The organism is Nonomuraea sp. NPDC001636 (assembly GCF_040298265.1).
In the GTDB taxonomy this organism is placed as follows: domain Bacteria; phylum Actinomycetota; class Actinomycetes; order Streptosporangiales; family Streptosporangiaceae; genus Nonomuraea.
This window is the reverse complement of the sequence record NZ_JBEOZT010000027.1, coordinates 1-24386: the sequence shown is the minus strand read 5'-3', so window position 1 is coordinate 24386 and position 24386 is coordinate 1. Positions and strand designations below refer to the sequence as shown.

The window sequence follows — 24386 nt, the reverse complement described above, 5'->3', positions numbered from 1 at the left end:
GTGATGGCTGTCGGAAAGGTGAGAGTCAGCCGCAGGCGGCGTCCAGGCTGACCGGGGTCTCCGGGTCCTGGGTCGGGGCGGCGGAGTGGTGCGCGCTCGCCGACCGGTTGGCCGGGCGCTCGTCCAGGGCCTCGGAGACCTTGCGCCTGATCAGGTACCAGTCGGGCGTGACGGTGCTGATCAGCGGCGGGACGAAGCTGAGGCTCCGGATCCTGGTGTCCTTGACCTTGTCCGACAGCTCGATCAGGGCGGGCAGCAGGTCCTGTGGCACGTCGCTGGAGATGGCCCGCTTGGTGGCCGCGGCCAGCTTCTCGAAGCTCTTGAGCACGGTCATCGGATCGGCCTGCTTGGCGACCGCGTTGAGCAGGCACTTCTGGCGGCCCATGCGGACGTAGTCGTCGCTGTCGGTGCGGGAGCGGCCGTACCAGAGGGCCTCCTCGCCGGACAGTTTGCGGGTGCCGGCGGGCAGCAGGCCCTCGCGGTACTTGCCGTACACGATGGGGTCCTTGACGGTGACCCGGACGCCGCCCATCGCATCGACGATCTCGGCGAAGCCCTTCATGTCGACCATGGCGTAGTAGTTGACCGGGATGCCGAGGATGTCGCTGACGGTGCGCTTGAGCAGCGACGGGCCGCGCTTGCCCTTGCCCACGCCGGGGACCATCTCCGGGTGGTCCTCGGCGTACTGGAAGATCTCGTTGAGCAGGCCGGGGGTGCTGGGGCCGTCGCCGGTGAAGCCGAAGGGGAAGCGGCTCCTGGCCGGGCCGTGCGGGAGCTGGACCTTCTGCAGGTTGCGCGGCAGGCCGAACAGGGTGGTGGCGCCGGTCTCGGTGTCCACGCTGGCCACGGTCATGCTGTCGGTGCGCACGCCGGGACGGCCGGGGGCGGCGTCCGCGCCGATCAGCAGGAAGTTGACGCGCTTGGCGCCGTTCCACGGGTCCTGGGCGACGACGGGGGCGCTGCTGGTGGTGGTGGCGAAGACGTGGCTGACGACGTCGCGGGACAGGTAGGCCATGCGGGTGGCGTACGCGGTGGGCGCCAGGACGAGCGCGCAGAGGGCGGCCGCGAGCGTGGTGGTCAGGAACCGTCCGGCGGTGTCGGAGGAGTCGGGACGGACGAGCAGGAAAGACCGGATGATCACCGCGGTCCACGCCAGCGCGATCCCGACCAGCGCCCCGGTGAGCACCGTGAGCCAGCCGGGCTGGACCGCCAGCGACAGCAGCCGGGTGCTGAACGCCGTGAACACCGTCAGGACGCCGGCGAGCATCAGCACGTAGGCCGCCATGAGGGCGATGCCCATCCGGTGACGGTGGGTGGCCAGGTGCGCCACCCCCCAGAGCGCGGCCGACGCCACCGTCAGCGCGATGCTCGCTCCTAGGCCGAATTCGCGTTGTTTCCCTGTCATGCCTGGTCAAACCCCCAATGCCAGCCCATCCAAGTCACCATAGTTATTGCGTTGCGGGCTATTTGAGGGTGAAGGGGAAGTGTTTGCTCAATTCCCGGTCAAGACCCTCTTGAGATATAACGTGAGAGTGAGCACTCGACACGGTAGCTACGGATTCGACGCACCGTGGGCCCTTGGCGGACTGCTCTTCGGGGCGATCGTCCTGCTGGCTCTCGCGGCGGTCTCCTTCGTGCTGGACATCCCCGCCGCCGGGATCGCCTTCGCCTTCGGCGGGCTCTACACGCTGGCCAGCGCGGCCAGCTACCTCTACACCACGCGCCGGGGCAAGTTCGCCGTCTGGGCCGAGCTGCTGGAGCCGCTCGAAGGCGGTGAGCGGGTGCTCGACCTCGGCTGCGGGCGCGGCGCGGTGCTGCTGGCCGCCGCCGCCCGGCTCACCTCCGGACGGGCGGCCGGCGTCGACCTGTGGAGCTCGAAGGACCAGTCGGGCAACGCCGCGGCCGTCACCCTGGCCAACGCCGCGGCCGAGGGCGTCGCCGACCGGATCGACCTGGTCACGGGCGACCTGCGCGACCTGCCGTTCGAGGACGGCGCGTTCGACGTCGTCGTGTCGAGCCTGGCGATCCACAACATCCCCTCCGCCGAGGGCCGCCGGCAGGCGATCACGGAGGCCCATCGGGTGCTGCGGCCCGGCGGCCTCATGCTGATCGCCGACTTCCGGTACGCGCCCGACTACGAGGACGCCCTGCGCGACCTGGGCGTGATCGACATCCGCCGGCGCGACCTGGGCGCCCGCCTGTGGTACGGCGGCCCCTGGTTCGGCACCACCCTGGTCGAGGCCAGAAAACCTGCCTTGTAGGGAACGTTTGCCATCCGTTTACCGGGTACCCAAGTGCCCTTATGAGCGACGTGGATACCGGCACCGTAACTACCAAGGTGCCCGCACGGCTGGACCGGCTGCCGTGGTCCCGCTGGCACTGGATGATCGTCATCGGCCTCGGCACGGTATGGGTGCTCGACGGGCTGGAGGTCACCATCGTCGGCAACCTGTCCGGGCAGCTCGCCAAGCCCGGCAGCGGCCTGGACATCACCCAGGCGCAGGTCGCCGGCCTCGCCGCGGCCCTCTACGTGGCCGGGGCCTGCGCGGGGGCGCTGTTCTTCGGCTGGCTGACCGACAAATTCGGCAGGAAGAAGCTGTTCCTGCTGACGCTGGTGGTCTACCTCGCGGCGACGCTGATGACCGCCCTGTCCTTCGACGCCTGGTGGTTCTTCCTGTTCCGCTTCATGACCGGCTTCGGCATCGGCGGCGAGTACGCGGCCATCAACTCGGCCATCGACGAGCTGATCCCGAGCCACCACCGCGGGCGCATCGACATCATCATCAACGGCAGCTACTGGCTCGGCGCGGCGGGCGGCGCCCTGCTCACCGTGCCGCTGCTGAACGACCTGCCGGTCAACATCGGCTGGCGGGTGGCGTTCGGGCTGGGCGTGGTGCTCGGCCTGGCCATCCTCCTGGTGCGCAGGAACGTCCCGGAGAGCCCGCGCTGGCTGTTCATCCACGGCCGCGACCGCGAGGCCGAGCAGATCGTGGAGGACATCGAACGCCGGATCGGCCGGGACCTGCCCGAGCCGCAGGAGTCGATGACCATCCACCAGCGTAGGTCGATCGGCTTCCTGAAGATCGCGCACACGATGGTCGCGCTCTACCCCAAGCGCACGGTCCTCGGGTTGTCGCTCTTCATCGGCCAGGCGTTCCTCTACAACGCGATCACCTTCGGCTACGCCCAGATCCTGACCACGTTCTTCAAGATCGACTCGTACACGGGCTACTACTTCGCGATCATCGCGGTCGGCAACTTCCTCGGGCCGCTGCTGCTCGGCAGGCTCTTCGACACCGTCGGCCGGGTCCCCATGATCTCGGCGACCTACATCGGCTCCGGGGTGCTGCTGCTCGGCACCGCCTGGCTGTTCGACCAGGGCGCGCTGACCGCGATGACGCTGACCCTCTGCTGGTCGGTGGTGCTCTTCGTGGCCTCGGCGGGGGCCAGCGCGGCGTACCTGACGGTGAGCGAGATCTTCCCCATGGAGACCAGGGCGATGGCCATCGCGTTCTTCTTCGCCATCGGCACGGCCGCCGGCGGCATCGCCGGCCCGCTCGTGTTCGCCTCGCTGGTGGAGAGCGGCGCGCCGGGCGACACGGCGCTGGCGTTCTCGATCGGCGCGATCGTGATGATCGTCGCCGGGCTGGTCGAGCTGGCCTTCGGGGTCAAGGCCGAGCGCAAGGGGCTGGAGGAGATCGCCGCGCCGCTCACCGCCGCGCGGGCCGCATGACCCGCAGCACCTGGGTGCTGTCGGCCAGGTACAGGTGCGGCACGTCCACGAACACCCGCATCGGCCCGCGGTCCAGTGCCAGGTCGCGGGCCATGGACGCGTGCACCTCGGCCAGCGGCAGGTAGTTGAGGTAGCTGGTGAAGGCGTTCTGGGAGCGGAAGGTCGCGGTCATGGCGAGCGCGCCGTCCCGGATCCGGAACGCCACGCCGATCAGGCAGGGCACCGCGTCGTACGGCTCGCCGGGGATGGTCAGCGAGATCCACGCGCTCTTGCTGTACGGCTTGACCCGCAGCAGGTCGGCCGCCCAGGCGAGCTGTCCCCTGATCCGGGCGCCGTAGCTGTACTTGAACGGCGGCACGATCACGTCCTCGCTGAACTTCCTGCTGTACAGGGCCAGCCGCTCAGCGTCGCCGTACCGCGCGATGATCGGGTCGTCGCCCCGCACCTCGGCGATCTCGAACAGCACGGACGGGGCCTCGATCACGGGGCCGCGGTCGTCGTCGGCGAGCGTGCCCGCCGTCCAGACATGTCGCATCATCCACATCCACGCCTCCCCACATGACGCCCATGACGCAGGGCCGGGCATTCAGGTCTCCTGATCCGGGAACTCGTAGGGGTCGCGCGGGAGCCGGCGCCGCCTGGTCACGTTGCAGCGCACGTAGTAGACGGCGTAGTGGACCAGCGTGACGAGGAGGATGCCGAAGGTGAGCAGGAGCAGGTTGGGCGCCTGCCCGCACAGGCCGGTCAGGCCCACCGTCAGGTAGGCCGAGTTCGCCAGCGCCAGCGTCGTCACGTTGATCCCGGGCCAGGCCAGCGGCGCGTACGTCTCCGGGAAGCGGGGGTCGATCGGCAGGTTCGGGCTCCAGCCGAGCCGGTCCTTGAGCCTGGAGGCGTACAGCAGGCGGAAGTTGTTGATCGCGCGGGCCGTCCTGGCGTGTGCGCGGACCGCCTCGATCAGCCGCAGGAACGGCAGCACGCTGAGCACCCCGAACGCCGTGACCAGGGCGAACAGGTACCACGGCACGCGCTGCCACTCCGTGAGGCTCTGCGGGTCCACCACCTTGGCGCTGGTCAGGGCGATGGCCGCGAGGAACGGCCCCGACAACAGGCTCATGGCGAGCCTGGTCATCTTCAGCCGTTCTTCCTTCGCGGCCAGGTGGACCGCGTAGATGCCGGTGAAGTCCACGGCGGCGAGCTGGAGGAAGTGACTGGACTCAAGCCCGTCGTCCCGGATCATCATGCGAGGGGGGATCTTTCGCATGTGCGCTCCTGTAGTGCGTGACTCCAGTATTAGCGCGATTCGCCGGGTTGTGGAGGCGATTCCTACCAATTGTTCCAACAAATCTCAACCGACGCCCGTCAACTGCGACGACACCTCCGCGACGTGGTCGATGTAGGCCGTCGGGAGGCCGTACAGCAGGGCCGCGATCTCCCTGTCGTGGATCACCGGCAGGGCGGCCAGCGCGTCCGAGGCCAGGCCGCGGCAGAACTCCAGCGTGTTGGGCACCAGGTCGCCCGCGCGCAGCCGGCGCAGCGCCTCGTCCACCTGCTCGTCGCTCATGTCGCGGCCGAGCAGGTCGCCGAGGTCGGTGCCGGACAGGAGCAGCGGCAGGCTGTAGACGCCCTGCCGCAGGTCGTTGCCGGCCGGCTTGCCGAGCTGGGCGCTGGAGGCGGTCAGGTCGAGCAGGTCGTCCAGCACCTGGAAGATCAGCCCGAACTTCTCGCCGTACGCCGCCACGCGCGCCCGGTCCTCGGCGCAGGCCCGCGCGCAGACGGCCGCCACCAGGCAGCCGGCCCGGAACAGCGCGGCGGTCTTGCCGGTGATCGAACGCAGCGCGCTCTCCCTGGTCCTGGCCGGGTTGAACAGGTCGCTCGTCTCCAGGTACTGGCCCTCGGCCAGCTCCACCACGGTGGCCGCGAGCACCTCGGCGACCGGCCTGGACACCGCGGTGATCGCCGCCAGACCCGCCCTGGCCAGCATGAAGTCGCCGATCACCAGAGCCTTGCCCTCGCCCAGCTCGGCATTGAGCGTACGGGTGCCGCGCCGCTCGGTCGCCCGGTCCATGAGGTCGTCGTGCACGAGCGAGCCGGCGTGGATCAGCTCGACGCAGGCGGCGGCCGTGACCACCCGGCGGTCGGGGGCCTTGCCGAGGGCGAGCGAGGTCGCCAGCGTCAGCGCCGGACGCAACCGCTTGCCTCCGGCGCTGACGATCCGCCCGGCGCCCGCGTTGATCCCCGGCAGCGCGGACGAGCCGCTGAGCCGCCTGATCCTGGCCTCGACCTTGCGCAGACCCTGGCTGACGGCGGGGCTGTTCACGAGTTGCTCCATGGGACCAAGCCTGCTCCCGCGCCGCTGTGCCGCTCCTGAGAGACGCTGAGGACGCTCTCAGCCCTTGACCCTGACATCGTGTGAGCGGGTACGACAGGATGTCCCCCGGGCTTAGGAGGACATCATGGGAATGGCGGAGCGGGTCGAGGCGGTCCTGAAGGCCGGCACGGCGCCCAATCTGCACGCGGTCGTGGTCATGCGGGGCGGCGAGGTCGTCGTCGAGCACTACGGCGCGGGCGTCGACCAGCGGATCACCGAGGAGCCCCGGCACGTCGTGTTCGACCGCGACACGCCGCACGACGTGCGGTCGGTCACCAAGAGCGTGGTCGCGCTGCTGTACGGCGTGGCCCTGCGCGACGGGCTGGTGCCGCCGCCGGACGCGAGACTGGTGGAGCAGTTCCCCGAATATCCGGACCTGGTGGCTGACCCGGGCCGGGCGCACCTCACCGTCGCCCATGCGCTCACCATGACGCTCGGCATCGACTGGAACGAGGACCTGCCGTACACGAGCCCGGCCAACAGCGAGATCGCGATGGAGCTCGCTCCTGACCGGTACCGGTTCATTTTGGAACGTCCGGTGGTCGAGGAGGCCGGGAAGCGGTGGCGGTACTGCGGCGGGGCCTCGGCCCTGCTCGGCGGGCTCATCGCGCGGGGGGCCGGCGAACCGCTGGCGGAGTACGCCGCCAAGGCGCTGTTCGAGCCGCTGGGCATCACCCGCACCGAGTGGGTCAAGGGCACGGACGGCGTGGCGATGGCCGCGGCCGGGCTGCGGCTGCGGCCCCTCGACCTGGCCGCGCTCGGCCGGCTGGTGCTCGGCGGCGGGCTGGGCATCGTCCCCGAGCAGTGGGTGCGCGAGATGACGCGGCCCCGCGTCGTCATCGACGGCGACTTCCGCTACGGCTACCAGTGGTACGTGAGCACCGGCGACCGGCCGTGGACCGAGGCCATCGGGAACGGCGGCCAGCGGCTGCTCGTGCTGCCCGGCGAGGAGCTGGTCGTCGCGGTGACGGCCGGCGACTACAACGCCGAGCAGGTCAGCGCCACGGCCGTGCTGGACGCCGTCCTCGGCCGCTGAGCCGGTCACGGCACCAGCAGGACGCGGCCCGTGACCGCGCGCGACTCCAGGAGGCGGTGGGCCTTCGCCGCCTCGGCCAGCGGCAGGGTCTCGTGGACGACGGCGCGGCTGCGTCCTGAGCCGAGCCGGGCCAGCATCTCGGGATAGTGCGTGCCGAACACCTGACCGGCCCAGCCGGGGCCGCTGCAGCCGACGACGGTCACGCCGCGTTCCATCAGGTCGGCGGCCGTGACGGCGGCGGGCTCGCCGCTCAGCATGCCGTAGAACAACATCCGCCCGGTGCCGGGCGCGAGCCGGTCGAGCACCCGCCGGGCCGACGCGCCGCCGATCGACTCGAAGGCCACGTCGACGTCCGGCAGCGCGTCCGGCCAGCTCGGGTCGCCGTGGTCCAGGGCCTGGTCGGCGCCCAGGTCGAGGGCCTGCTGCCGCTTGGCCGGCGAGCCCGCGGTGGCGATCACCCGGGCCGCCCCGAACTCCTTGGCGTGCGCGACCACGTAGCCGCCGACCGCGCCGGCGCCCGCCTCGACCAGCACGGTCTCCCCGCCGCCGAGCCGCGCCCGGTGCAGCAGGGCGAGGGCGATCGCGCCGGGCGCGGCCCCGGCCAGGGCCTCCAGGGGCGGCACGTCCGCGGGGACGGGGCAGGTCAGGGCGGCGGGCATGGCCACGTACTCGGCGTAGGCGCCGAGACCGCCGGTCACCCCCACGCGGACGGTGCCGAGCAGGCCGTCGTCCACGCCCTCGCCGGTCTCGACGACCTCGCCGACCGCCTCCGCGCCGGGCACGACGGGCAGCGGCAGCGGGAACGGCAGCGCGCCCGAGCGGATCTGCGTCTCGGCGTAGCTGACGCCGATCGCCTGCGCGCGGAGGAGGACCTGGCCCGCCTCGGGGCGCGGGCGGGGCAGGTCCACCGGCCGCAGGGTCTCGGGGCCGCCGATGGCGTCGAGCTGGATGGCACGCATGGTTGTTCCCGTCTCTATCTGAACCGTTGGTCCAGTTAATATATGGACCGCTGGTCAAGTTTGTCCATGGGCAACAATGACCGGATGGAACGTCAAGAGCGGGCCGACGCCGCGCGCAACAGGCGGGCGATCCTGCGGGCGGCGGAGGAACTGCTCCGCCGCCACCCGCCCGAGCAGGTCTCCGTCGAGCGGGTGGCGGTGGCCGCCGGCGTGGGCAAGGGGACGGTGTTCCACCGGTTCGGCAGCCGTACCGGGCTGATGCGGGAGCTGATGAGCGAGCGGGCCCGCGAGCTGGACAAGGCGGTGGCCGAGGGACCGCCGCCGCTCGGCCCCGGAGCGCCGCCCGTCGAGCGGCTGGTCGCCTTCCTGGGCGCGGTGGCCGAGCTGGCGGCGCGCAACGGCAACCTGGTGGCGGCGCACGAGCACGCGGTCGCGACCAGCAGATCCGAGCCCCGGGAGACCAATCCGATCTACACCGGCTGGCACCGGCACGTCACCGCCCTGATCGCCGAGGGCCGCCCCGACGTGGACGCGGACGAGATCGCGCACCTGCTGCTCGGGTCCCTGCACATGGAGCCGATCGCGAGCCGGTTGCGGGCGGGGGACAGCGCGCGGCTCGCCCGCAGCTTCGCCGCCCTGGCCGAGGGCCTGCTCGGCCGGCCCGCCCCTTAGCGCCGAGGACCGGCGGGCACGGCCGTCAGAGGGGGAGGGTGGTGGCGGCCGTGTGGAAGGCGGCGACGGCAGCGCGGACCGCCGGGTGGTCGCCGTAGCCGCGGCGGAAGGCCGCCCGCGTGCGGCGGCTCAGGGGCAGGCGGGTCAGCGAGACGCCGGCCGGCGGGGTCAGCGCCGCCAGCCTGGGCACGAGCGCGACGCCCTGACCGGCGGCGGCGAAGGCGAGCACGGTGTCGAAGTCGTCGATGTGGTGCCGGACCCGGGGCTCGAACCCGGCCGCCTGGCAGGCCCTGATCGCCATGGTGTGGCAGAGCGTGCCCGGCTTGCCCGTGATCCACGGGTCGTCGCGGGCGTCGAGGACGCGGGCCCGGTCGGTCAGGTACATCGGCTCGGTGAACAGCGGCTCGGTCTCGATGGAGGCGTCGGTGACCGGGGGCACGAAGTCGTACTCGTGCACGAGGGCGACGTCGAGCTCGCCCGCCCGCAGCGCCGCCGAGACGTCGGCGGGGTCGATCTCGGCCACCATCGGCTCCAGCCCGGGACAGTCCGCGGCCAGGCGGGCGAGCGCGGGCGGCAGCAGCACGCGGGTCGCCGTGGGGAACGCGCCGATCCGCAGGGGCCCCGACGGCCCGCCCTGCGCGGCGGCGAGCGCGGCCGAGGCGCGTTCGAGCTGTTCCAGGACGGCCTGCGCGTGCTCGACCAGCAGCAGCCCGGCCGGGGTGAGCGTGACCGTGCGCCCGGTGCGTTCCAGCAGCGGCACGCCCGCCTCCCGTTCCAGGGCGCTGAGCTGCTGCGAGACCGCCGAGGGGGTGAACGTGACCGCCTCGGCCACGGCGGTGATCGTGCCGCGCCTGGCCAGCTCGCGGAGCAGGTGGAGCTTGCGTGGGTCGAGCATAAGTCCATCTTAAGCTCGAACGAAGAAATCCGAACTGGACCTAACAGGTCTGCGGGCGGCAGGCTCGAAGCATGCTGAGAGGAATCCACGTACCGCTGGTCACGCCGTTCACGTCGTCGGGGGAGGTGGCCGCCGACGCGGTCGAGAAGCTCGCCCGGCAGATGCTCGACGAGGGCGCGGCCGGTCTGGTGGCGCTGGGGACGACGGCCGAGGTGGCCGCCCTCGACCCCGGCGAGCGGGCCCTGGTGGTCGAGACCTGCGTACGCGTGTGCGCGGAGCGCCGGGCGCTGCTGACCGTCGGCGTGACCGGGAACGACACCCGCACGACCGCCGCGGCGCTGCGCGAACTCCCCACCGGGGTGGACGCGGCCCTGGTGACCGTGCCGTACTTCCTGCGGCCCGGCGAGCGCGGCGTGATCGCGCACTTCGAGGCGCTGGCCGAGGCGTCACCCGTGCCGCTGGTGATCTACCACATCCCCTACCGGACCGGACAGGCCGTGGGCGCCGCGACGCTGCGGGCCGTCGGTGAGCACCCGAACATCGCGGGCGTCAAGTACGCCGCCGGCGGCATCGACCAGGACACGGTGGACCTGCTCGCGGACCTGCCCGACGGCTTCGAGGTGCTGGGCGGCGACGACGCGTTCGTCTCGCCGCTGCTCGCGCTCGGCGCCACCGGCGGCATCCTGGCCTCGGCGCACGTCCTGACCAGGAGCTTCGTCGAGCTGGCCGACGCCTGGCTGGCCGGCGACGTGGCCACCGCGCGCCCGCTCGGGCACCGGCTGGCCCAGGTCTCCCGCGCGCTCTTCACCGAGCCCAACCCGACCGTGATCAAGGGCGTCCTGCACGCCAGGGGCCTGATCCCGACGCCGGACGTGCGGCTGCCGCTGCTGCCCGCCTCCGCCGCCGCGGTGTCACAGGCCGACCTGGTGGCGGTACATCCAGGCCAGTGACTCCTGGCTCGCGCTGCGCTTCAGGAACATCGGCAGCATCAGGTCGCGGAAGACCCGGGCGACCGGGCCCGCGGCCTTGCTGTTGCTGATCGTCCTGGAGTAGGCGACCACCCGCTCGACCCTGGGCCGCCGCTCGGCCTCGAACCGTTCGAACGCCGCGCGGTGGTCCTTCGCCTCGCGCAGGCACCTGGCCAGGACGACCGCGTCCTCGACGGCCAGCGAGGCGCCCTGGCCGGAGCTGGGCGAGGTGGCGTGGGCGGCGTCCCCGGTGAGCAGGACGCGGCCCCGGTGCCAGACGGGCACCGGCGGCAGGTCGTACACCGGCAGCGCCGGGCCCACGGGGCCGCTGCGGACGAGGTCGGCCGAGGGGTTCGCGTCCCCCTCGAACGCCGCCGCCAGGACCGGCCGCCAGTCGGCGGGCACGTCGCCGAGCCGTCTGGGCAGGTTCGCGAACCACCAGGTGTCGCCCGACTCGGTCACCGTGCAGCCGAAGAAGGCCCGCTTGCCGAAGACCATGTCGTAGACGCCGGGCTCGCCGAAGCCGCCGGTTCCAGTGTTCCTGACGATGCCGCCGAAGCTGTACAGGCCGCTGTAGCGCGGGCCGGGCGCGCCGGGGTCAAGCAGCGAACGGGTGCGCGAGTGCACGCCGTCGCAGGCGATCAGCAGGTCGCCGGCGGCCGAGGTGCCGTCCTCGAAGGTCGCCACGACCTGGTCGCCGGTGTCGTCGTAGGAGACCAGGCGGTGGCCGTACGCGATCGGGACGCCGCGCCGGGCGGCCTCGTCGCGCAGGGCGCCGTAGAGGTCGGAGCGGAGCACGGTGTGGCTGACCGTGCCGTCGTCGAGGCGCAGGCCGTTGGCCACCTCGCCGAGGCGCTTGCCGGTGCCGCTCCACATGACCATGCGCGGGGTGGGGATGGCCGACGACAGCACCTCGCGGTGGACGCCGAGCACGCGCAGGGCGGCCAGGCCGTTGGAGGCGAGGTTGAGGAACGAGCCGACGTTCTCGGCGCCCCGCGGGTACGCCTCGTGGATCTCGGCGTCGATGCCGGCCGCCTGAAGGGCCATCGCCGTGACCGGCCCGCCGATCCCGCAGCCTATGATCAGAGCCTTCATGCTGGTATCCTTTCGTTCGACCGAACGAAATATATGAGCGCGGGTGGCGGGATGTCCAGGGATATTTCGGAGCATCGAAAGAAATTGTTGGACGAACTGGTCGAGGCGGGCCGGGAGAGCAGCAACGCCGCGGTCATGTACCACAGCGCCATGGGCGAGCGGCTGGGTCTGGGGATGACCGAGGAGAAGACGCTCGACCTGCTCCAGCGCCTCGGGCCGCTGACCGCCGGAGAGCTGTCCCAGCACACGGGCCTCGCCCCGGCCTCCGTCAGCGGGCTGATCGACCGGCTGGAGGCCAAATGGCTGGTCCGCCGGGTGCGCGACACCAAAGACCGGCGCCGGGTCATCGTCGAGATCAACTGGGAGCGGCTGGCCGGCTTCGGCGAGCTGTTCGAGCCGTTCGTGGCCGCCATGTCCGGCCTGTACGACCGCTACACCGACGACGAGCTGGCCCTGATCGTCGACTTCCTCCGGCGGTCCACCGCCCTGCAGCGGGAGGCCACCACGTCGCTGCGCGCCGAATAAGGGGCTGTACACAATCCCGCTTATGGGCTATGGTGTCCGCCGATATGGGTTACTGCTTCCTGTGATTCTCACGCCCGAGGCGCGCACGCGTTGAGCCGACCGCTCCGCCGCGCCTCGTACCGGTCATATCCGCGTTGAGACAAGGAGGTGGAGCCTCTATGCGTACCGCTGCCCAATTGGCACTGAACGAGATCACCAAGCGTTACGACACCCGAATCGTCCTGGACCGGGTGTCGCTCACCGTCCGGCCCGGCGAGAAGGCCGGGGTGATCGGCGACAACGGCTCGGGCAAGTCCACGCTGCTCAGGCTCATGGCGGGCGTCGAGCGTCCGGACAACGGCGAGCTGACCGTGGTCGCGCCCGGCGGCGTGGGGCACCTGCCGCAGTCGCTGGAGCTGCCGCCGCACGCCACCGTGGCCGACGTCGTCGACCTGGCCCTGGCCGAGCTGCGCGAGATCGAGGCGCGCATGCGCGCGCTCGCCGGCACCGACCTGGACGCCTACGCCGCCGCCGTCGCCGAGTTCGAGGCGCGCGGCGGCTACGAGGCCGACACCCGGGTGGACGTCGCGCTGCACGGACTGGGCCTGCCCGGCCTCGACCGGGACCGCCCGGTCGCGACGATGTCGGGCGGCGAGCGGTCCAGGCTCGCCCTGGCCGCCACGCTGGCCGCCGCGCCGGAGCTGCTGCTGCTCGACGAGCCGACCAACGACCTGGACGACCAGGCCGTCGCCTGGCTCGAACAGCACCTGCGCGAGCACCGCGGCACGGTCGTCGCGATCAGCCACGACCGCGCGTTCCTCGACCGGGTCACCACGATGATCCTGGAGGTCTCCGACGGGCGGGTGCGCCGCTACGGCGACGGCTACTCGGGCTACCTCGCGGCCAAGGCCGCCGAACGGGCCGCGCACGTGCGGGCCCACGAGGAGTGGCGGTCCGAGCTGGCCCGGCACGCCGGGCTGGTGGCGGCCAACGCGGGGCGGCTGGCGGCCATCCCGCGCGGGATGGTCCAGGCCGGGATGGGCACCGGCGCGTGGCGGGCGCGGTCGCGTACGCACGGCGCCGCCGGGCGCGTCCGGCAGTCGCGGGCGCGGATGCGATGGCTCGAAGAGCACGCGGTGCCGCCGCCCCCGGTGCCGCTCCGCTTCACCGCCGCCATCACCACCCCGCTTCCCGCCGACGTGCTTCTCCCGGAACATCCCGACGTGGTCGTCCCGGCTGATGTGCGTCTGCCGGAACGCCTTCAGGGCGTGGCCGATGCGGGCGGGGTGGGGCCGCGGTCCATGGTGGTCGTGCTCGACGGGGTGCGGGTGGCCGGGCGGCTGTGGATCGACGGGCTCGCCGTACGGCGGGGGGAGCGGCTGCTCGTCACCGGGCCGAACGGCGCGGGCAAGACCACGCTCATGCGGGTGCTGGCCGGCGAGCTGCGTCCCGACGAGGGGACCGTACGCCGGACCGGACGGGCCGGTCTGCTGCGCCAGGAGGAACGGGCGGCCCGGCTGGACCGTACCGTCCTCGCGGCCTTCGCCGAGGGACGGACGGGCAGCCCCGACGAGCACGCCGACCGGCTGCTCGGCCTGGGCCTGTTCCGGCCGGACGACCTGCGTCGGCGGCTGGCCGACCTCTCGTACGGACAGCGCCGCCGGGTCGAGCTGGCCCGCCTGGTCACCGAACCGGTGGACCTGCTGCTGCTCGACGAGCCGACCAACCACCTGTCGCCGATGCTGGTGGAGCAGCTTGAGGAGGCGCTGGCGCACTACGAGGGCGCGCTGGTGGTCGTCACCCACGACCGCCGCCTGCGCGCCGCGTTCACCGGCACCCACCTGGAGCTCGCACCCGCCCCGCCCAGCGAGCGGACCCGCTGACAGCCGGGCCCGCCCTGCTCAGGGTTCGGGCCCGCTGACGGCCGGGCCCGCTGCGCTCAGGGGGCGGGCCCGCTGCGGTCAGCGGTCCGACTCCCTGATGGCCGTGCCCACCTCGCTCACCCGGTCGGCGAGGAGGCCGAGGGCGCCCACGGCCCTGGTCATCGGGTCGTCGCCGGAGCCGCCGAGCGCCCTGGCCCGCAGGAAGGCCGCCTTGATCTCCGCCCAGCGCGCCGCCTGGGCGGGGGTGAGGCGGCCGCGCAGCTCGGCCAGCTTGAGCAGGTTGGCCTCGGCGTCCTGGGTGAGGGTCTGCGCCTCGCCCAGGTAGTGGTCGTCGATCACCGCCTCAAGCTCCTCGTCGTTCATGGCGGGCACGATGCGCTCGGCCAGCTTGTTCATGTTCCGGTACGACCCCTGCAACCGGTACGGCGGCTCGGTCCTGGACGCCTCCGCCTGGGACGCCGACGCGATGTAGGCCGCGTTGTTGGCCAGCACCACCTCCTGCGCCCGCACCAGCTTGCCCAGCACGCCGAGCACCTGCTCCAGCTCGGCCTTGCCGTACGGGTGCCGCAGCTGGTCGGGGCGGACGGCCGGGTCGCCCTTGGCCAGGCGTACCAGGAGCTCGACGTCGGCCCGGTCGCGGCCCGAGAGGGGGGCGAGCACCGGGTTGGAGGTCAGCGCGTTGTCCACGTAGCTCAGCGCGAACAGCTCGTCCCTGCCGGAGAGCACGTCGCCCAGGTTCCACACGTCGGCGCGGTTGGCCAGCATGTCCGGGATGCGGAAGCGCTGCCCGGACTCGGTGTACGGGTTGCCCGCCATGCACACCGCGAAGCGCTTCCCGCGCAGGTCGTATGTGCGGGTCCGGCCGTTCCAGACGCCCTCGATGCGGCGCTGGGCGTCGCACAGCGAGATGAACTTCTGCAGCAGCTCCGGCGAGGTGTGCTGGATGTCGTCCAGGTAGAGCAGGGTGTTGTTGCCGCTCTCCAGCGCGAAGGAGATCTTCTCGACCTCCTGCCTGGCCGTGGCGTCGGGCGCGTCGGCCGGGTCGAGCGAGGTGACGCCGTGGCCGAGCGCCGGGCCGTTCACCTTGACGAAGACCAGGCCGAGGCGGCTGGCGACGTACTCCATCAGCGTGGTCTTGCCGTAGCCGGGCGGCGAGATGAGCAGCAGCAGGCCCATCTGGTCGGTGCGCTTGCCCGCGCCCGCCGCGCCGAGCTGCTTGGCCAGGTTGTCGCCGATCAGCGGCAGGTAGACCTCGTCCAGCAGCCGGTTGCGGACGAACGCGCTCATGACCTTGGGCCGGTACTCCTCCAGGCGCAACCGGCGGCGTTCCTGCTCGATCAGCTCGTTGCGGCGGCGCTGGTAGGCCCGGTAGGCCGGGACCCGGTCCTGCCGGAAGGCGCGCGCCCTGGTCAGCAGCTCGTCGAGCCTGACCCGCAGCCTGCGGTCCTGCACGCGCGGATGCGCGCCGAGCAGCCCCTCGACGGTCTCCTCTACGGCTGCGTCGGAGTCGTGGCGCGGCAGGTCGCACAGGAGCACGGCGACGGCCTCGGCCACCTCGGGGCCCTGCCGGTAGGCGCCGATCCAGGCGTGGGCGAGCTGCAGCCGCTCGGGCAGGGGGAGCGCGGCCAGCTCCTCCTCGAACTCGCGCGTCCTGGCCGGGCCGAGCGCCTGCCGGAAGCCGTCGAGGAGGTCGCGCGCCGCCTTGCCGGTCACGAAGCCGGACGGCGTCGCGCCCAGCTCCTCGACCAGGTACTCGCCGGCCAGCGCGGCCGTGCTCTGCCCGGTGTCCTGCCCGGTGTCCTGCCCGGTGTCCTGGCCGGGGGAGAAGGCGGCGATCCGGGCGCCGAGCTCGGCGGCCAGCGCGTCCAGGGCGGGCGTCCGGCCGAAGACCGCGCGGGCGCGGACCAGGGAGGCGGCCCTGGTGGCCAATGTTTTACGTGAAACCTCGTCCGTGCCGAAGGCCCAGAAGAGCTGCGCCGCCGCGCGGGCCTCGGGCGGGTAGCGCAGCAGGCCGGCGCCCTCGCGCAGGCGGACCAGGCTCTCCAGGACGAGGAGCGCGTCGTGGTCGTGCACTCCGCGCTCGTAGCCCTCGTCGTAGCGCTGCTCGGCAGCCTGGCGTACCAGGTCGGCCAGGGGAGCGCCGGGCTCTGCGGAGTCCAGGAGCGAGGCGGCCAGGTGCTCGGCCCGGTAGATCTCCGGCGTCTCCGACACCAGCAGCTGCTCCCAGAACGGCCGCGTGTCGGCGAACGACGCCGGCACGGGCGCGCGGTAGTCGGTGCCGGTGATCGCGAAGTGCATCTCGCCGTCGTGCGGGACCAGCGTCAGGTCGATCGGCTGGGTGTTGACGGCGAACAGGTGACGGCCGAGCCGCAGCGTCTCGCCGCCGTCGGTGAACAGGTCCAGCCGGTCCCGCAGGGCGCGGCCGGCCTCCTGCTGGGCCGCCTTGACCCGGCCGTCCAGCTCCTCGGCCCGGACGGCGTCGCCCAGGGAACGCAGCTCGGCCGCCGCCGTACGGACCCTGCCGACCATCGGATCGGTGGCGAAGTACGTGTTGACCTCGTCCATCGAGCCCAGCGACGCCAGCCGCCTGGTCACGCTGCCCAGGATGCGCTCGGCCGAGGCGAAGACCCGGTCGGCCCGCCGGGCCAGGCCGTCGAGCTGGGTCTGCTTCCTGGCCGAGAACGCCTCGTAGACCTCGTCCCGCTTGCCCGCGAGCTGGGTGGCGAAGTCGTCGAACTCGCCGAACCGCGCCTCCAGGTTCTCCACCTGGAGCATCAGGCGACCGAGCTGCTCGTCGCACTTGTCCGGCGTGTCGGCCATCGCCAGCGCGCCCGACACAGCCTGGCCGAACAGGGCGAACTCGGCGGCGAAGGCCGCGCGGCCCTCCGAGCCGAGCAGCTCGCGCCGCCGCCCGTCCAGGACGGCCCGCGCCCGGTTCACCCCGGCCAGCACCTCGGCGATCCGGCCCAGGATCGACGTGCGGACCGTGGCGTCGGCGATCTCCAGCGAGCCGACGACCTCCGTCACCACCTCCAGGCCCTCCGCCTGCTCGGCCAGCCGGTCGGCGACGGGCGCGGCCTCGGCCACGGTCGCGATCGCGGCGGCGTCGGCGGCCAGCCGTTCGACCGCCGCGTGGTAGGCGGTGAACGCCTCCGCGCCCTCCAGGAAGGCGACCGCGCGCCGGCCGGTCGCGGCCAGCTCCGCGGTCACGGCGGCGGACAGCTCGTCCAGGCGGGTGAGGTCCAGGTAGCGGACGTCGCGCAGGGTCACCAGGCGGCCCTGCTGCCTGCGCAGGCCGGCCAGCGTGGTGACCCAGGCGTCGGCGCCGGCGGGGGTGTCGGCGGCGGCCGCGCGTACCAGGTGGGTGGTCTCCTCGGCGGCCGCGGCCAGGGTGTCGGCGGCCTGGCGGGTGAGCTGCTCGACGTTCTCGTACTCGTCGAGCACCTGCTCGGCGGTGGCGCGCACGTCGGCGAGCGGCGCGGCGAGCCCGTGCTCGCCGAGCCAGTGGTAGGAGTCGGCGGCGCGGGTGCAGGCGGCGATCAGCGCCTCGAACGTGGCCTCCGACGCCGCCATCTCCTCGACCATGCGGGCCACGGACAGGCAGTCGGAGATGCCGCGCACCAGCTCGGCGTTGCCGATGCGCTCCAGGGGCCCGGTCCCGGCGGGCTGGGCGGCGGCGTAGGTGTCGGACACGTACGGCGTCTGCCACACCTGCATCGGGTGGACCCGGGTCGGCTCCTCGGAGAGGGCGCGGAAGACCACCATCGTGCCGTCGTCGAACAGGGAGTACCCGTGGCAGACGATGGGGTTGGCCACCTCCTTCCTGATCACGTTGTACGGCAGCAGCAACGAGCGGCCGTCGCCCCGGGCGTGGAAGACGTACAGGACGTCCTCGCCGTTGGGGGAGCGCACGACCCGCTCGAACTCCAGGTCCGCCACGTCCGTGTCGAAGGTCTTGCTGATCCCGGTCGCCAGGTAGTAGCCGCCCGGGAAGATCAGCCCCTGGTCCTCGGGCAGCCGCTGGCAGGACTGGCCGATGCCGTCGAGCCTGGTCACCGCCTTGGTACGGGTGTTGAACACCAGATGCCGCCAGTCCGGCTCCTTGTACGGCCTGATCCGCATCAGGACGAGCGGTCCGACCCTGGCGTACTCGACGTCGGCGTCGGCCAGCGACTGGAGGCGTTCGGTGACCGGCTCGGAGTAGACGCCCGCGCCGGTCTCGGTGTTGTTCTCGACCTTGATGGTGAGGTCGCCGCCGATCGTCTCGACGAAGACCTCGCCCTCGATGGAGATGTGCGGATGGCGGCCGAGCACGTGGTCGTCACGGGTGGTCGGCGTCCATTCGAAGTCGTGGGACGGGGGGAAGACGTGGTCCCGCTCCCCCCTGTTGTCCAGATATTTCGGGACACCGCCGTTGCTGACCGTCCACCTGAGCACCCGCGTGTCCGCCGGGCCCGTCCGGAACACCGCCAGCAGCTTGCCCTCGACCCGGCGCAGCTGCTGGAGCCTGGTCTCCTTGTAGTACCGGTACAGCTCGGCGAAGTCCTTCCTGAACGCCGGCTCCTCCAGCGTCTCCAGCTTCCCCGTCTCGAACGTGAACGCGTCCCCGTCCCTGGTGAAGCGGTGGACGGCGAACACGTCGGCCACGGTCGTCTCCGGCTTGAGCCCGATGAAGACGTTGTAGCCGAACAACATCACCTCGCCCAGCGAGACGATGTCCCTCGGGACGCAGTTGTTCTCGGTCCTGATCCGCTCGGTGCCGAGCAGGCGCAGCTCCGCGCCGCCGAAGACGCGCAGCCGCTGCCCGTTGACCTCCTCCGCCGCCACCGCGAGGGCCTTGGCCTGCGCCTGGAGACGGTTCCGCAGAACCTCGTAGGTCCCGGCTTCCAGCTCGGTGGTGCTCACGTCAGCCCTTCGCCGCCGCCAGCGCGGCCACGGGGGAGTCGGCCACGCCCAGCCGGCGCGCGGTCTCCAGCAGCTCGCCGAGCGCCGTCGACTGCGGGCCGCCGTCCTGGATGAGCCGCATGAGCAGGGCCGAGACGGTCAGGTTCTTGATGTCCTCGGTGCGCACCCCGCCGACCACGCTCGCGATGTCCGCCGCCAGGCTGGCCGTCCCGTTGAGGTACGGCGCCGCGAGGGCCCCGGCCACGTTCGAGTGGCCGACGAAGCCGTCCACCGCCTTGCCCGCGGTGATCGAGCCGACCACCTTGTCGAAGAACATCGTGTCGCCGCCGACGATGTCGATGTTGGCCTTGGCCAGGCCCGCCGCCAGCACGCTGGCCTGCGACTCGGCCACCTGGCGGGTGACGTCGATGTGCTTGAGCCGGATCTCCTTGTCGGCCTCCAGGCGCAGGCGGTACTCCTCGTGGCCCCGGCTGGCCTCGTCCAGGGCGGCCATCGCGGCGGCCTTCTGGGTCAGGCCCTCGGCCTCGGCCTTCAGCTTCTCGCCGATCGCGGTGGCGCCGGCCAGCGCCATGGCCTGCTCGCCCGCGGCCTGCGCCTTGAGCCGGTCGCCCTCGATCAGCGCCATGGCCCGCGCGCCCTCGGCCTCGGCCCGCAGCCGCTCGCCCAGGGACAGGGCCTCGGCGCGGCCGACCTTCTCGATGGCGTCCGCGTCGCGCTCCTTGACCTGCACCTGCGCCAGCCCGGCCGCGGCGGACTCGGCCTGCACGCCCTCCGCGAGCCGGATCTTGGCCCGCGCCTCCAGCTCGGCGGCCTGCTGCCGGGCCTCGGCCAGCACCAGCTCCTCGCGGGCCTTGAACTTCGAGGCCGCCTCCGCGGCCTCGGCCGCCTTGATGTCCTTGACCAGGTTCTCCTGCGCCTCGGCCTCGGCCGCGATGATCACCTGCTGACGGGTGCGCTCGGCCTCCTCGACCACGCGCAGCCGCTTGATGCTCTCCTCCTGCTCGGCCACCGTCTTGTCGACCGCGATGCGCTCCCTGATGACCTCGGCGATCGACCGCTTCTCGGTCTCGACCTCCTTGTCCTTGGCGATGCGCGACAGCTCGGTCTCCCGCTCGCGGGCGATGACCTCCAGCAGGCGGTCCTTCTCTATGCGCTCGCTCTCGATCGCGATCACCCGCTCGCGGTTCTTCTCGGCGACCGCCACCTCGCGGGCCTGGTTCTCGCGCTGCACGCCGATCTGCTCGTCGGTCTTGATGCCGGCCGTCTGCGCGCGCAGCCGCTCCTCGGCCTGCACGCGGGCGATCTCCGCCTCCTCGCGGGCCTTGACGGTCTCGATCTCGCGGCGCTGCTTGAGCTCGGCGTCGGCCTGGCGGCGCTGGAGCTCCAGGATGGCCTCGCGGGCGTCCACGTTCTGGCGGGTGATCTCCTTCTCCTCGGCCCGCTGGAACTCGTTGGTCCGTACGTGCTCCAGCGCGGTCAGCTCGGTGATCTTCCTGATGCCCTGCGCGTCCAGGATGTTGCTGGAGTCGAGCTGGGTGAGCGCGGTCTGCTCCAGGTAGTCGATGGCGGCGTCTTCGAGGCTGTAGCCGTTCAGGTCGGTGCCGATGAGCCGGATGATCTCGTCGCGGAACTCGTCCCGCTTGGTGTAGAGGTCGACGAAGTCGAGCTGCTTGCCGGCCGTCTTCAGCGCCTCGGAGAACTTGGCGCTGAACAGCTCCTGGAGGGTGTTCTCGTCGCTGGCCCGCGCGGTGCCGATGGCCTGGGCGACCTTGATGACGTCCTCGGCGGTCTTGTTCACCCGGACGAAGAACGTGATCTTGATGTCGGCCCTGATGTTGTCCCGGCAGATCAGCCCCTCACGGCCGGTACGCGTGATCTCGATGGTCTTCACCGAGATGTCCATGGTCTCGGCCTTGTGGACGACCGGCAGCACGATGGCGCCGGTGAACGTCACGTCCACCTTGTTGACCTTCGACACGATCAGCGCCTTGCCCTGTTCCACCTTGCGGAAAAGGCGGCCGATGATGACCAGCAGGCCAATCACGATGACCAGGACGACGGCGAGAAATACGCCGAAGCCCGTGGAGATGACGTCCATCAGAGCTCGCTTTCGTAGGGCATGACCCAGAAGAATTCGCCGTCTTTGTCGTATTCGAAGATGAGTGCTTTGTCGCCGCGGCCCAGGCGGTCCCGCCCGGTCGTCCGGACCTGGACGACCGCGGTCGAGCCGTCCTCGGCGGTGACCTCGGCCTGGCCGAAGTCGGGGGTGGCGGCACCGGTGCGGATGACGCACGGGCGGCCCACGAGGTCGCCGCGCGAGTGCTGCCCGCCGTCCTGGAAAGCCCTGCGCAGCGGCCCGACCAGGGCGCGCGTGGCGAGCCAGCCGCCCGCCGCCGCGGCGAAGGGCACGGCGGCCAGCGCGGCGTCCGGCAGCACCTGGCTGCCGACCAGACTCAGCAGCCACGCGACCGCGACCAGCAGGGAGATGACGATCCCGGCGGGGACGCCCCCGAGTCCCAGCCATGGCGCGTCGTGGTCGAGGTCCAGCAGGCCCGCGATGACGGCCAGCCAATAAGCCAGAACCGCCGCGAGGAGGAAAGTGAAAATGACGGTCGGAAAGCTCAGAGCGGCGTGGAAGAACTCGGTCATCAGCCCTCGGTTTGCCCCATCCCCCGGTGTGTCCTGACGGACTATATACATATAAAGCGCGACTAAAGCGGAAAGTTCCCGACTTCATATCGAAAGTTAGCCGACTTGACCTCAAGGGCGGTTGAGGTAGCACGCTCGACGACATGACTGACGTGATGAGGGCGGCGGCGTTCGCCGAGCCGGGCGGCCCCGAGGTGCTGAAGGTGATGGAGGTGCCCGCGCCGCAGGCGGGCCCGGGACAGGTGCGCGTCCGCGTGCGGGCGGCCGGCGTGCAGCCGTTCGACGCGGCCGTACGGGCGGGGTGGCTGCCGCCGTACATGGGGGACGTGCCGTGGCCGCGCATCCCGGGCAACGAGTTCGCCGGCGTGGTCGACCAGGTGGGCGACGGGGTCGCCGGGGTGTCGGCCGGGGACGAGGTGCTGGGCTTCTCGCGCCTGTTCGCCTACGCCGAGTACATCGCGGTCCCGGCGGCCGACGTGGCCTCCAAGCCCGCCGGGACGCCCTGGGAGGTGGCCGGCGGGCTGACCTCCGGCGTGCAGACGGCCGAGCTGGCCCTCGACGCCCTGGCGGTCGGCGCCGGCGAGACGCTGCTCGTGCACGGCGCGGCCGGGTCCGTGGGCACGGCGGCCGTGCAGATCGCCCGCATGCGCGGCGCCACGGTGATCGGCACCGCCCGCGAGGCCAACCACGACCACCTGCGCGACCTCGGCGCGATCCCGGTCGCCTACGGTGACGGGCTCGCCGGCCGGGTGCGCGCGCTCGCCCCCGGCGGCGTGCACGCGGCCCTCGACGGCGCCGGCGGCCACGCCCTGGAGGTCTCGCTCGACCTGGTCGCCGACCGCGGGCGCATCGTCACGCTGGTCGAGCACGGCCGGGCGGCCGAGCTGGGCGTCAAGGTCGTCCAGGGCGAGCGCACGGCCGAACGGCTCGGCCGGTACGCCGCCCTGTACGCCGAGGGCCGCTTCGCCTTCCCGGTACGGCGGACGTACCGGCTGGAGGAGGCGGCCGACGCCCACCGCGAGATCGAGACCAGCCACGGCCGGGGGAAGGTCGTCCTGGTGACGGACTGAGCCCCCAGCCCCTCGCATTCCAGGCGGGCCGGTTCAGACGGCGTTCTTGTGGCGCTGGTTGAACCGGCCCGCCTTCGCGCGGTTGCCGCACACCTCCATCGAGCACCACCTGCGGCTGCCGTTCTTGCTCACGTCGAGGAACCACAGGACGCAGGCCGGGTTCGCGCACTTGCGCAGCCGTTCTGGACGTTCGCGCAGGAGCCGGACGAAGTCGGCGGCCGTCGTCCAGGCCGCCTCCCAGGCCGGGTCGCTCACCACGACGGTCTCGCGCGGCCCGTCGGCGTCCACCCGCGGCCTGGTCGAGCCCTCGGCGAGCACCGCGTTGAGCGCGTCGTGCCCCCGCCCTTCGAGCGAGCCGCGCAGCGCGTCCCGCGCCCGGACGAGCCGGTCGCGCACCCGTTCCAGATCGTCCTCGCCCGGCAGGCCGTGGTCGCCGAGCCAGGAGCGCACGCCGTCCAGGTCGTCGAACTGGTCGAGCAGGGCGCCGTGCTCCACCCAGACGGTGTCGACCAGGTCGAGCGCCATGGGCTCGTCGCGAAGCGGCCGTATCCTCACAGCTTCTAACCCCCCAAAGCGATTTGACTGGTTATCGATCGCCATGCTATCACTTAACCAGCAAAACAGGTTTAGCCGGTTATAGCTGGAGGATGAGATGACTGTTCGGTACCGCACCGCTGTGGTGGACGGCCTCGACGTGTTCTACCGGGAGGCCGGTGACCCGTCGGCGCCCACGCTGGTGCTGCTGCACGGGTTCCCGACCTCGTCGGTGGCCTACCAGGAGCTGATCGCCGACCTGGCGGACGAGTTCCATCTGATCGCGCCCGACTACCCGGGCTTCGGGCACAGCTCGGCCCCCGCGGCCGACGAGTGGGAGTACAGCTTCGACCACCTGGCCGACGTGGTGGACAGCCTCCTCGACACCCTGGGCGTCACCAGGTACGCGCTCTACGTGCACGACTACGGCGCCCCCGTCGGCTTCCGGCTCGCCGTCCGGCACCCGGAGCGCATCACCGGCATCGTCACCCAGAACGGCAACGCGTACGAGGAGGGCCTGACGCCGTTCTGGGAGCCGCTGCGCAAGGCGTGGGCCGACCCCTCCGAGGAGAACACCTCCGCGCTGCTCGGCCTGCTCACCCCCGAGGCCACCCACTGGCAGTACACGCACGGCGTCCCCGACGCCGCCCTGGTCAACCCCGACAAGGCGGCCCTCGACCAGGCCCGCCTCGACCGGCCCGGCAACCACGCCGTCCAGCTCGCCCTCTTCGTGGACTACGGCCGCAACCCGGGCCTCTACCCGCAGTGGCAGGAGTACCTGCGCACGCACCAGCCGCCGGTGCTGGCCGTGTGGGGGCGGCACGACGAGATCTTCGGCCCCGACGGCGCCCTCGCCTTCGACCGGGACACCAGGCGCGCCGAGATCCAGCTCATCGACGCCGGCCACTTCGCCCTGGAGACCCGTGGCCGGCAGATCGCCGCGCTGGTCCGCGACTTCCTCCGCCGCCTCTCCGACTGACGGGAGCCTCCGATGACACAGCCCCGCCGCCGCGCGAACACCACGGCCCGCCCCGGCCTGTCCGCCGCGGCCGTCCACACGCACCGATCCCTGGGCTCCCGCCGCGCGCCCGCCCCCCACGGGCGCGGGGCGGGCC

Annotated in this window: 20 protein-coding genes; 9 read left to right on the top strand and 11 right to left on the bottom strand. The window is 72.1% G+C overall.

Annotated elements, in window-relative coordinates:
• Positions 1-25 precede the first annotated feature (25 nt).
• Positions 26-1405: an LCP family protein gene (locus tag ABT158_RS38310; protein ID WP_352362144.1), complete on the bottom strand. Its 1380-nt coding sequence runs from the start codon at positions 1403-1405 to the stop codon at positions 26-28.
• Positions 1406-1532: 127 nt separating this feature from the next.
• Between ABT158_RS38310 and ABT158_RS38305 the strand changes: the two genes are divergently transcribed.
• A complete protein-coding gene (locus tag ABT158_RS38305) occupies positions 1533-2261 on the top strand; it encodes a class I SAM-dependent methyltransferase (protein WP_352362142.1) in 729 nt (242 codons plus the stop codon).
• 41 nt (positions 2262-2302) lie between these two features.
• Positions 2303-3733, top strand: coding sequence for an MFS transporter (locus tag ABT158_RS38300; RefSeq protein WP_352362140.1), 1431 nt, complete (start codon positions 2303-2305; stop codon positions 3731-3733).
• On the opposite strand, the gene ABT158_RS38295 is transcribed toward ABT158_RS38300, so the two are convergent.
• The 3 genes from ABT158_RS38295 to ABT158_RS38285 form a co-directional block, all read right to left on the bottom strand.
• Entirely contained in the window at positions 3711-4271 is a 561-nt protein-coding gene (locus ABT158_RS38295) for a thymidylate synthase family protein (protein ID WP_352362138.1), read from the bottom strand. The two genes, ABT158_RS38300 and ABT158_RS38295, sit on opposite strands and share 23 nt — an antisense overlap.
• Before the next feature lie 48 nt (positions 4272-4319).
• Positions 4320-4994, bottom strand: coding sequence for a hypothetical protein (locus ABT158_RS38290; protein WP_352362137.1), 675 nt, complete (start codon positions 4992-4994; stop codon positions 4320-4322).
• Positions 4995-5078: 84 nt separating this feature from the next.
• Positions 5079-6062 (bottom strand): polyprenyl synthetase family protein, encoded by a 984-nt coding sequence (locus tag ABT158_RS38285; protein WP_352362135.1) that lies wholly within the window; start codon positions 6060-6062, stop codon positions 5079-5081.
• 124 nt (positions 6063-6186) lie between these two features.
• On the opposite strand from ABT158_RS38285, the gene ABT158_RS38280 reads away from it, so the two are divergent.
• A complete protein-coding gene (locus ABT158_RS38280; RefSeq protein ID WP_352362133.1) occupies positions 6187-7137 on the top strand; it encodes a serine hydrolase domain-containing protein in 951 nt (316 codons plus the stop codon).
• 5 nt (positions 7138-7142) lie between these two features.
• On the opposite strand, the gene ABT158_RS38275 is transcribed toward ABT158_RS38280, so the two are convergent.
• Positions 7143-8096, bottom strand: coding sequence for a quinone oxidoreductase family protein (locus ABT158_RS38275; RefSeq protein ID WP_352362131.1), 954 nt, complete (start codon positions 8094-8096; stop codon positions 7143-7145).
• A gap of 84 nt (positions 8097-8180) precedes the next feature.
• Between ABT158_RS38275 and ABT158_RS38270 the strand changes: the two genes are divergently transcribed.
• The gene (locus ABT158_RS38270) at positions 8181-8768 is read left to right on the top strand and encodes a TetR/AcrR family transcriptional regulator (RefSeq protein WP_352362129.1); all 588 of its coding nucleotides are present in this window, start codon (positions 8181-8183) and stop codon (positions 8766-8768) included.
• Between the two features lie 25 nt (positions 8769-8793).
• On the opposite strand, the gene ABT158_RS38265 is transcribed toward ABT158_RS38270, so the two are convergent.
• Entirely contained in the window at positions 8794-9663 is an 870-nt protein-coding gene (locus ABT158_RS38265) for a LysR family transcriptional regulator (RefSeq protein ID WP_352362127.1), read from the bottom strand.
• A gap of 71 nt (positions 9664-9734) precedes the next feature.
• On the opposite strand from ABT158_RS38265, the gene ABT158_RS38260 reads away from it, so the two are divergent.
• Positions 9735-10613 (top strand): 4-hydroxy-tetrahydrodipicolinate synthase family protein, encoded by an 879-nt coding sequence (locus ABT158_RS38260; protein WP_352362125.1) that lies wholly within the window; start codon positions 9735-9737, stop codon positions 10611-10613.
• Here ABT158_RS38260 and ABT158_RS38255 read toward each other — a convergent pair.
• Positions 10575-11726, bottom strand: a complete 1152-nt coding sequence (locus ABT158_RS38255; RefSeq protein ID WP_352362123.1) for an FAD-dependent oxidoreductase — start codon at positions 11724-11726, stop codon at positions 10575-10577. The two genes, ABT158_RS38260 and ABT158_RS38255, sit on opposite strands and share 39 nt — an antisense overlap.
• 84 nt (positions 11727-11810) lie before the next feature.
• Between ABT158_RS38255 and ABT158_RS38250 the strand changes: the two genes are divergently transcribed.
• Together ABT158_RS38250 and ABT158_RS38245 are read left to right on the top strand one after the other, a co-directional pair.
• On the top strand, positions 11811-12251 hold the full coding sequence (locus ABT158_RS38250; protein WP_352362122.1) for a MarR family winged helix-turn-helix transcriptional regulator: 441 nt from the start codon (positions 11811-11813) through the stop codon (positions 12249-12251).
• Positions 12252-12409: 158 nt separating this feature from the next.
• On the top strand, positions 12410-14113 hold the full coding sequence (locus ABT158_RS38245) for an ABC-F family ATP-binding cassette domain-containing protein (RefSeq protein ID WP_352362120.1): 1704 nt from the start codon (positions 12410-12412) through the stop codon (positions 14111-14113).
• Between the two features lie 78 nt (positions 14114-14191).
• Here the strand turns inward: ABT158_RS38245 and ABT158_RS38240 are convergent, their stop codons facing one another.
• Genes ABT158_RS38240 through ABT158_RS38230 form a run of 3 tightly spaced genes read right to left on the bottom strand, consistent with a single transcriptional unit; the run spans position 14192 to position 21667 of the window.
• A complete protein-coding gene (locus ABT158_RS38240) occupies positions 14192-19018 on the bottom strand; it encodes a DNA repair ATPase (protein ID WP_352362118.1) in 4827 nt (1608 codons plus the stop codon).
• 1 nt (position 19019) lies between these two features.
• On the bottom strand, positions 19020-21116 hold the full coding sequence (locus tag ABT158_RS38235) for a flotillin family protein (protein ID WP_352362116.1): 2097 nt from the start codon (positions 21114-21116) through the stop codon (positions 19020-19022).
• Entirely contained in the window at positions 21116-21667 is a 552-nt protein-coding gene (locus ABT158_RS38230; RefSeq protein WP_352362114.1) for a hypothetical protein, read from the bottom strand. Before ABT158_RS38230 ends, ABT158_RS38235 begins: the two co-directional genes overlap by 1 nt.
• 155 nt (positions 21668-21822) lie before the next feature.
• On the opposite strand from ABT158_RS38230, the gene ABT158_RS38225 reads away from it, so the two are divergent.
• Entirely contained in the window at positions 21823-22737 is a 915-nt protein-coding gene (locus ABT158_RS38225) for an NADP-dependent oxidoreductase (protein WP_352362371.1), read from the top strand.
• 33 nt (positions 22738-22770) lie between these two features.
• On the opposite strand, the gene ABT158_RS38220 is transcribed toward ABT158_RS38225, so the two are convergent.
• On the bottom strand, positions 22771-23292 hold the full coding sequence (locus ABT158_RS38220; protein ID WP_352362112.1) for a CGNR zinc finger domain-containing protein: 522 nt from the start codon (positions 23290-23292) through the stop codon (positions 22771-22773).
• A gap of 97 nt (positions 23293-23389) precedes the next feature.
• On the opposite strand from ABT158_RS38220, the gene ABT158_RS38215 reads away from it, so the two are divergent.
• The gene (locus ABT158_RS38215) at positions 23390-24250 is read left to right on the top strand and encodes an alpha/beta fold hydrolase (RefSeq protein ID WP_352362110.1); all 861 of its coding nucleotides are present in this window, start codon (positions 23390-23392) and stop codon (positions 24248-24250) included.
• The last annotated feature ends 136 nt before the right edge of the window (positions 24251-24386 follow it).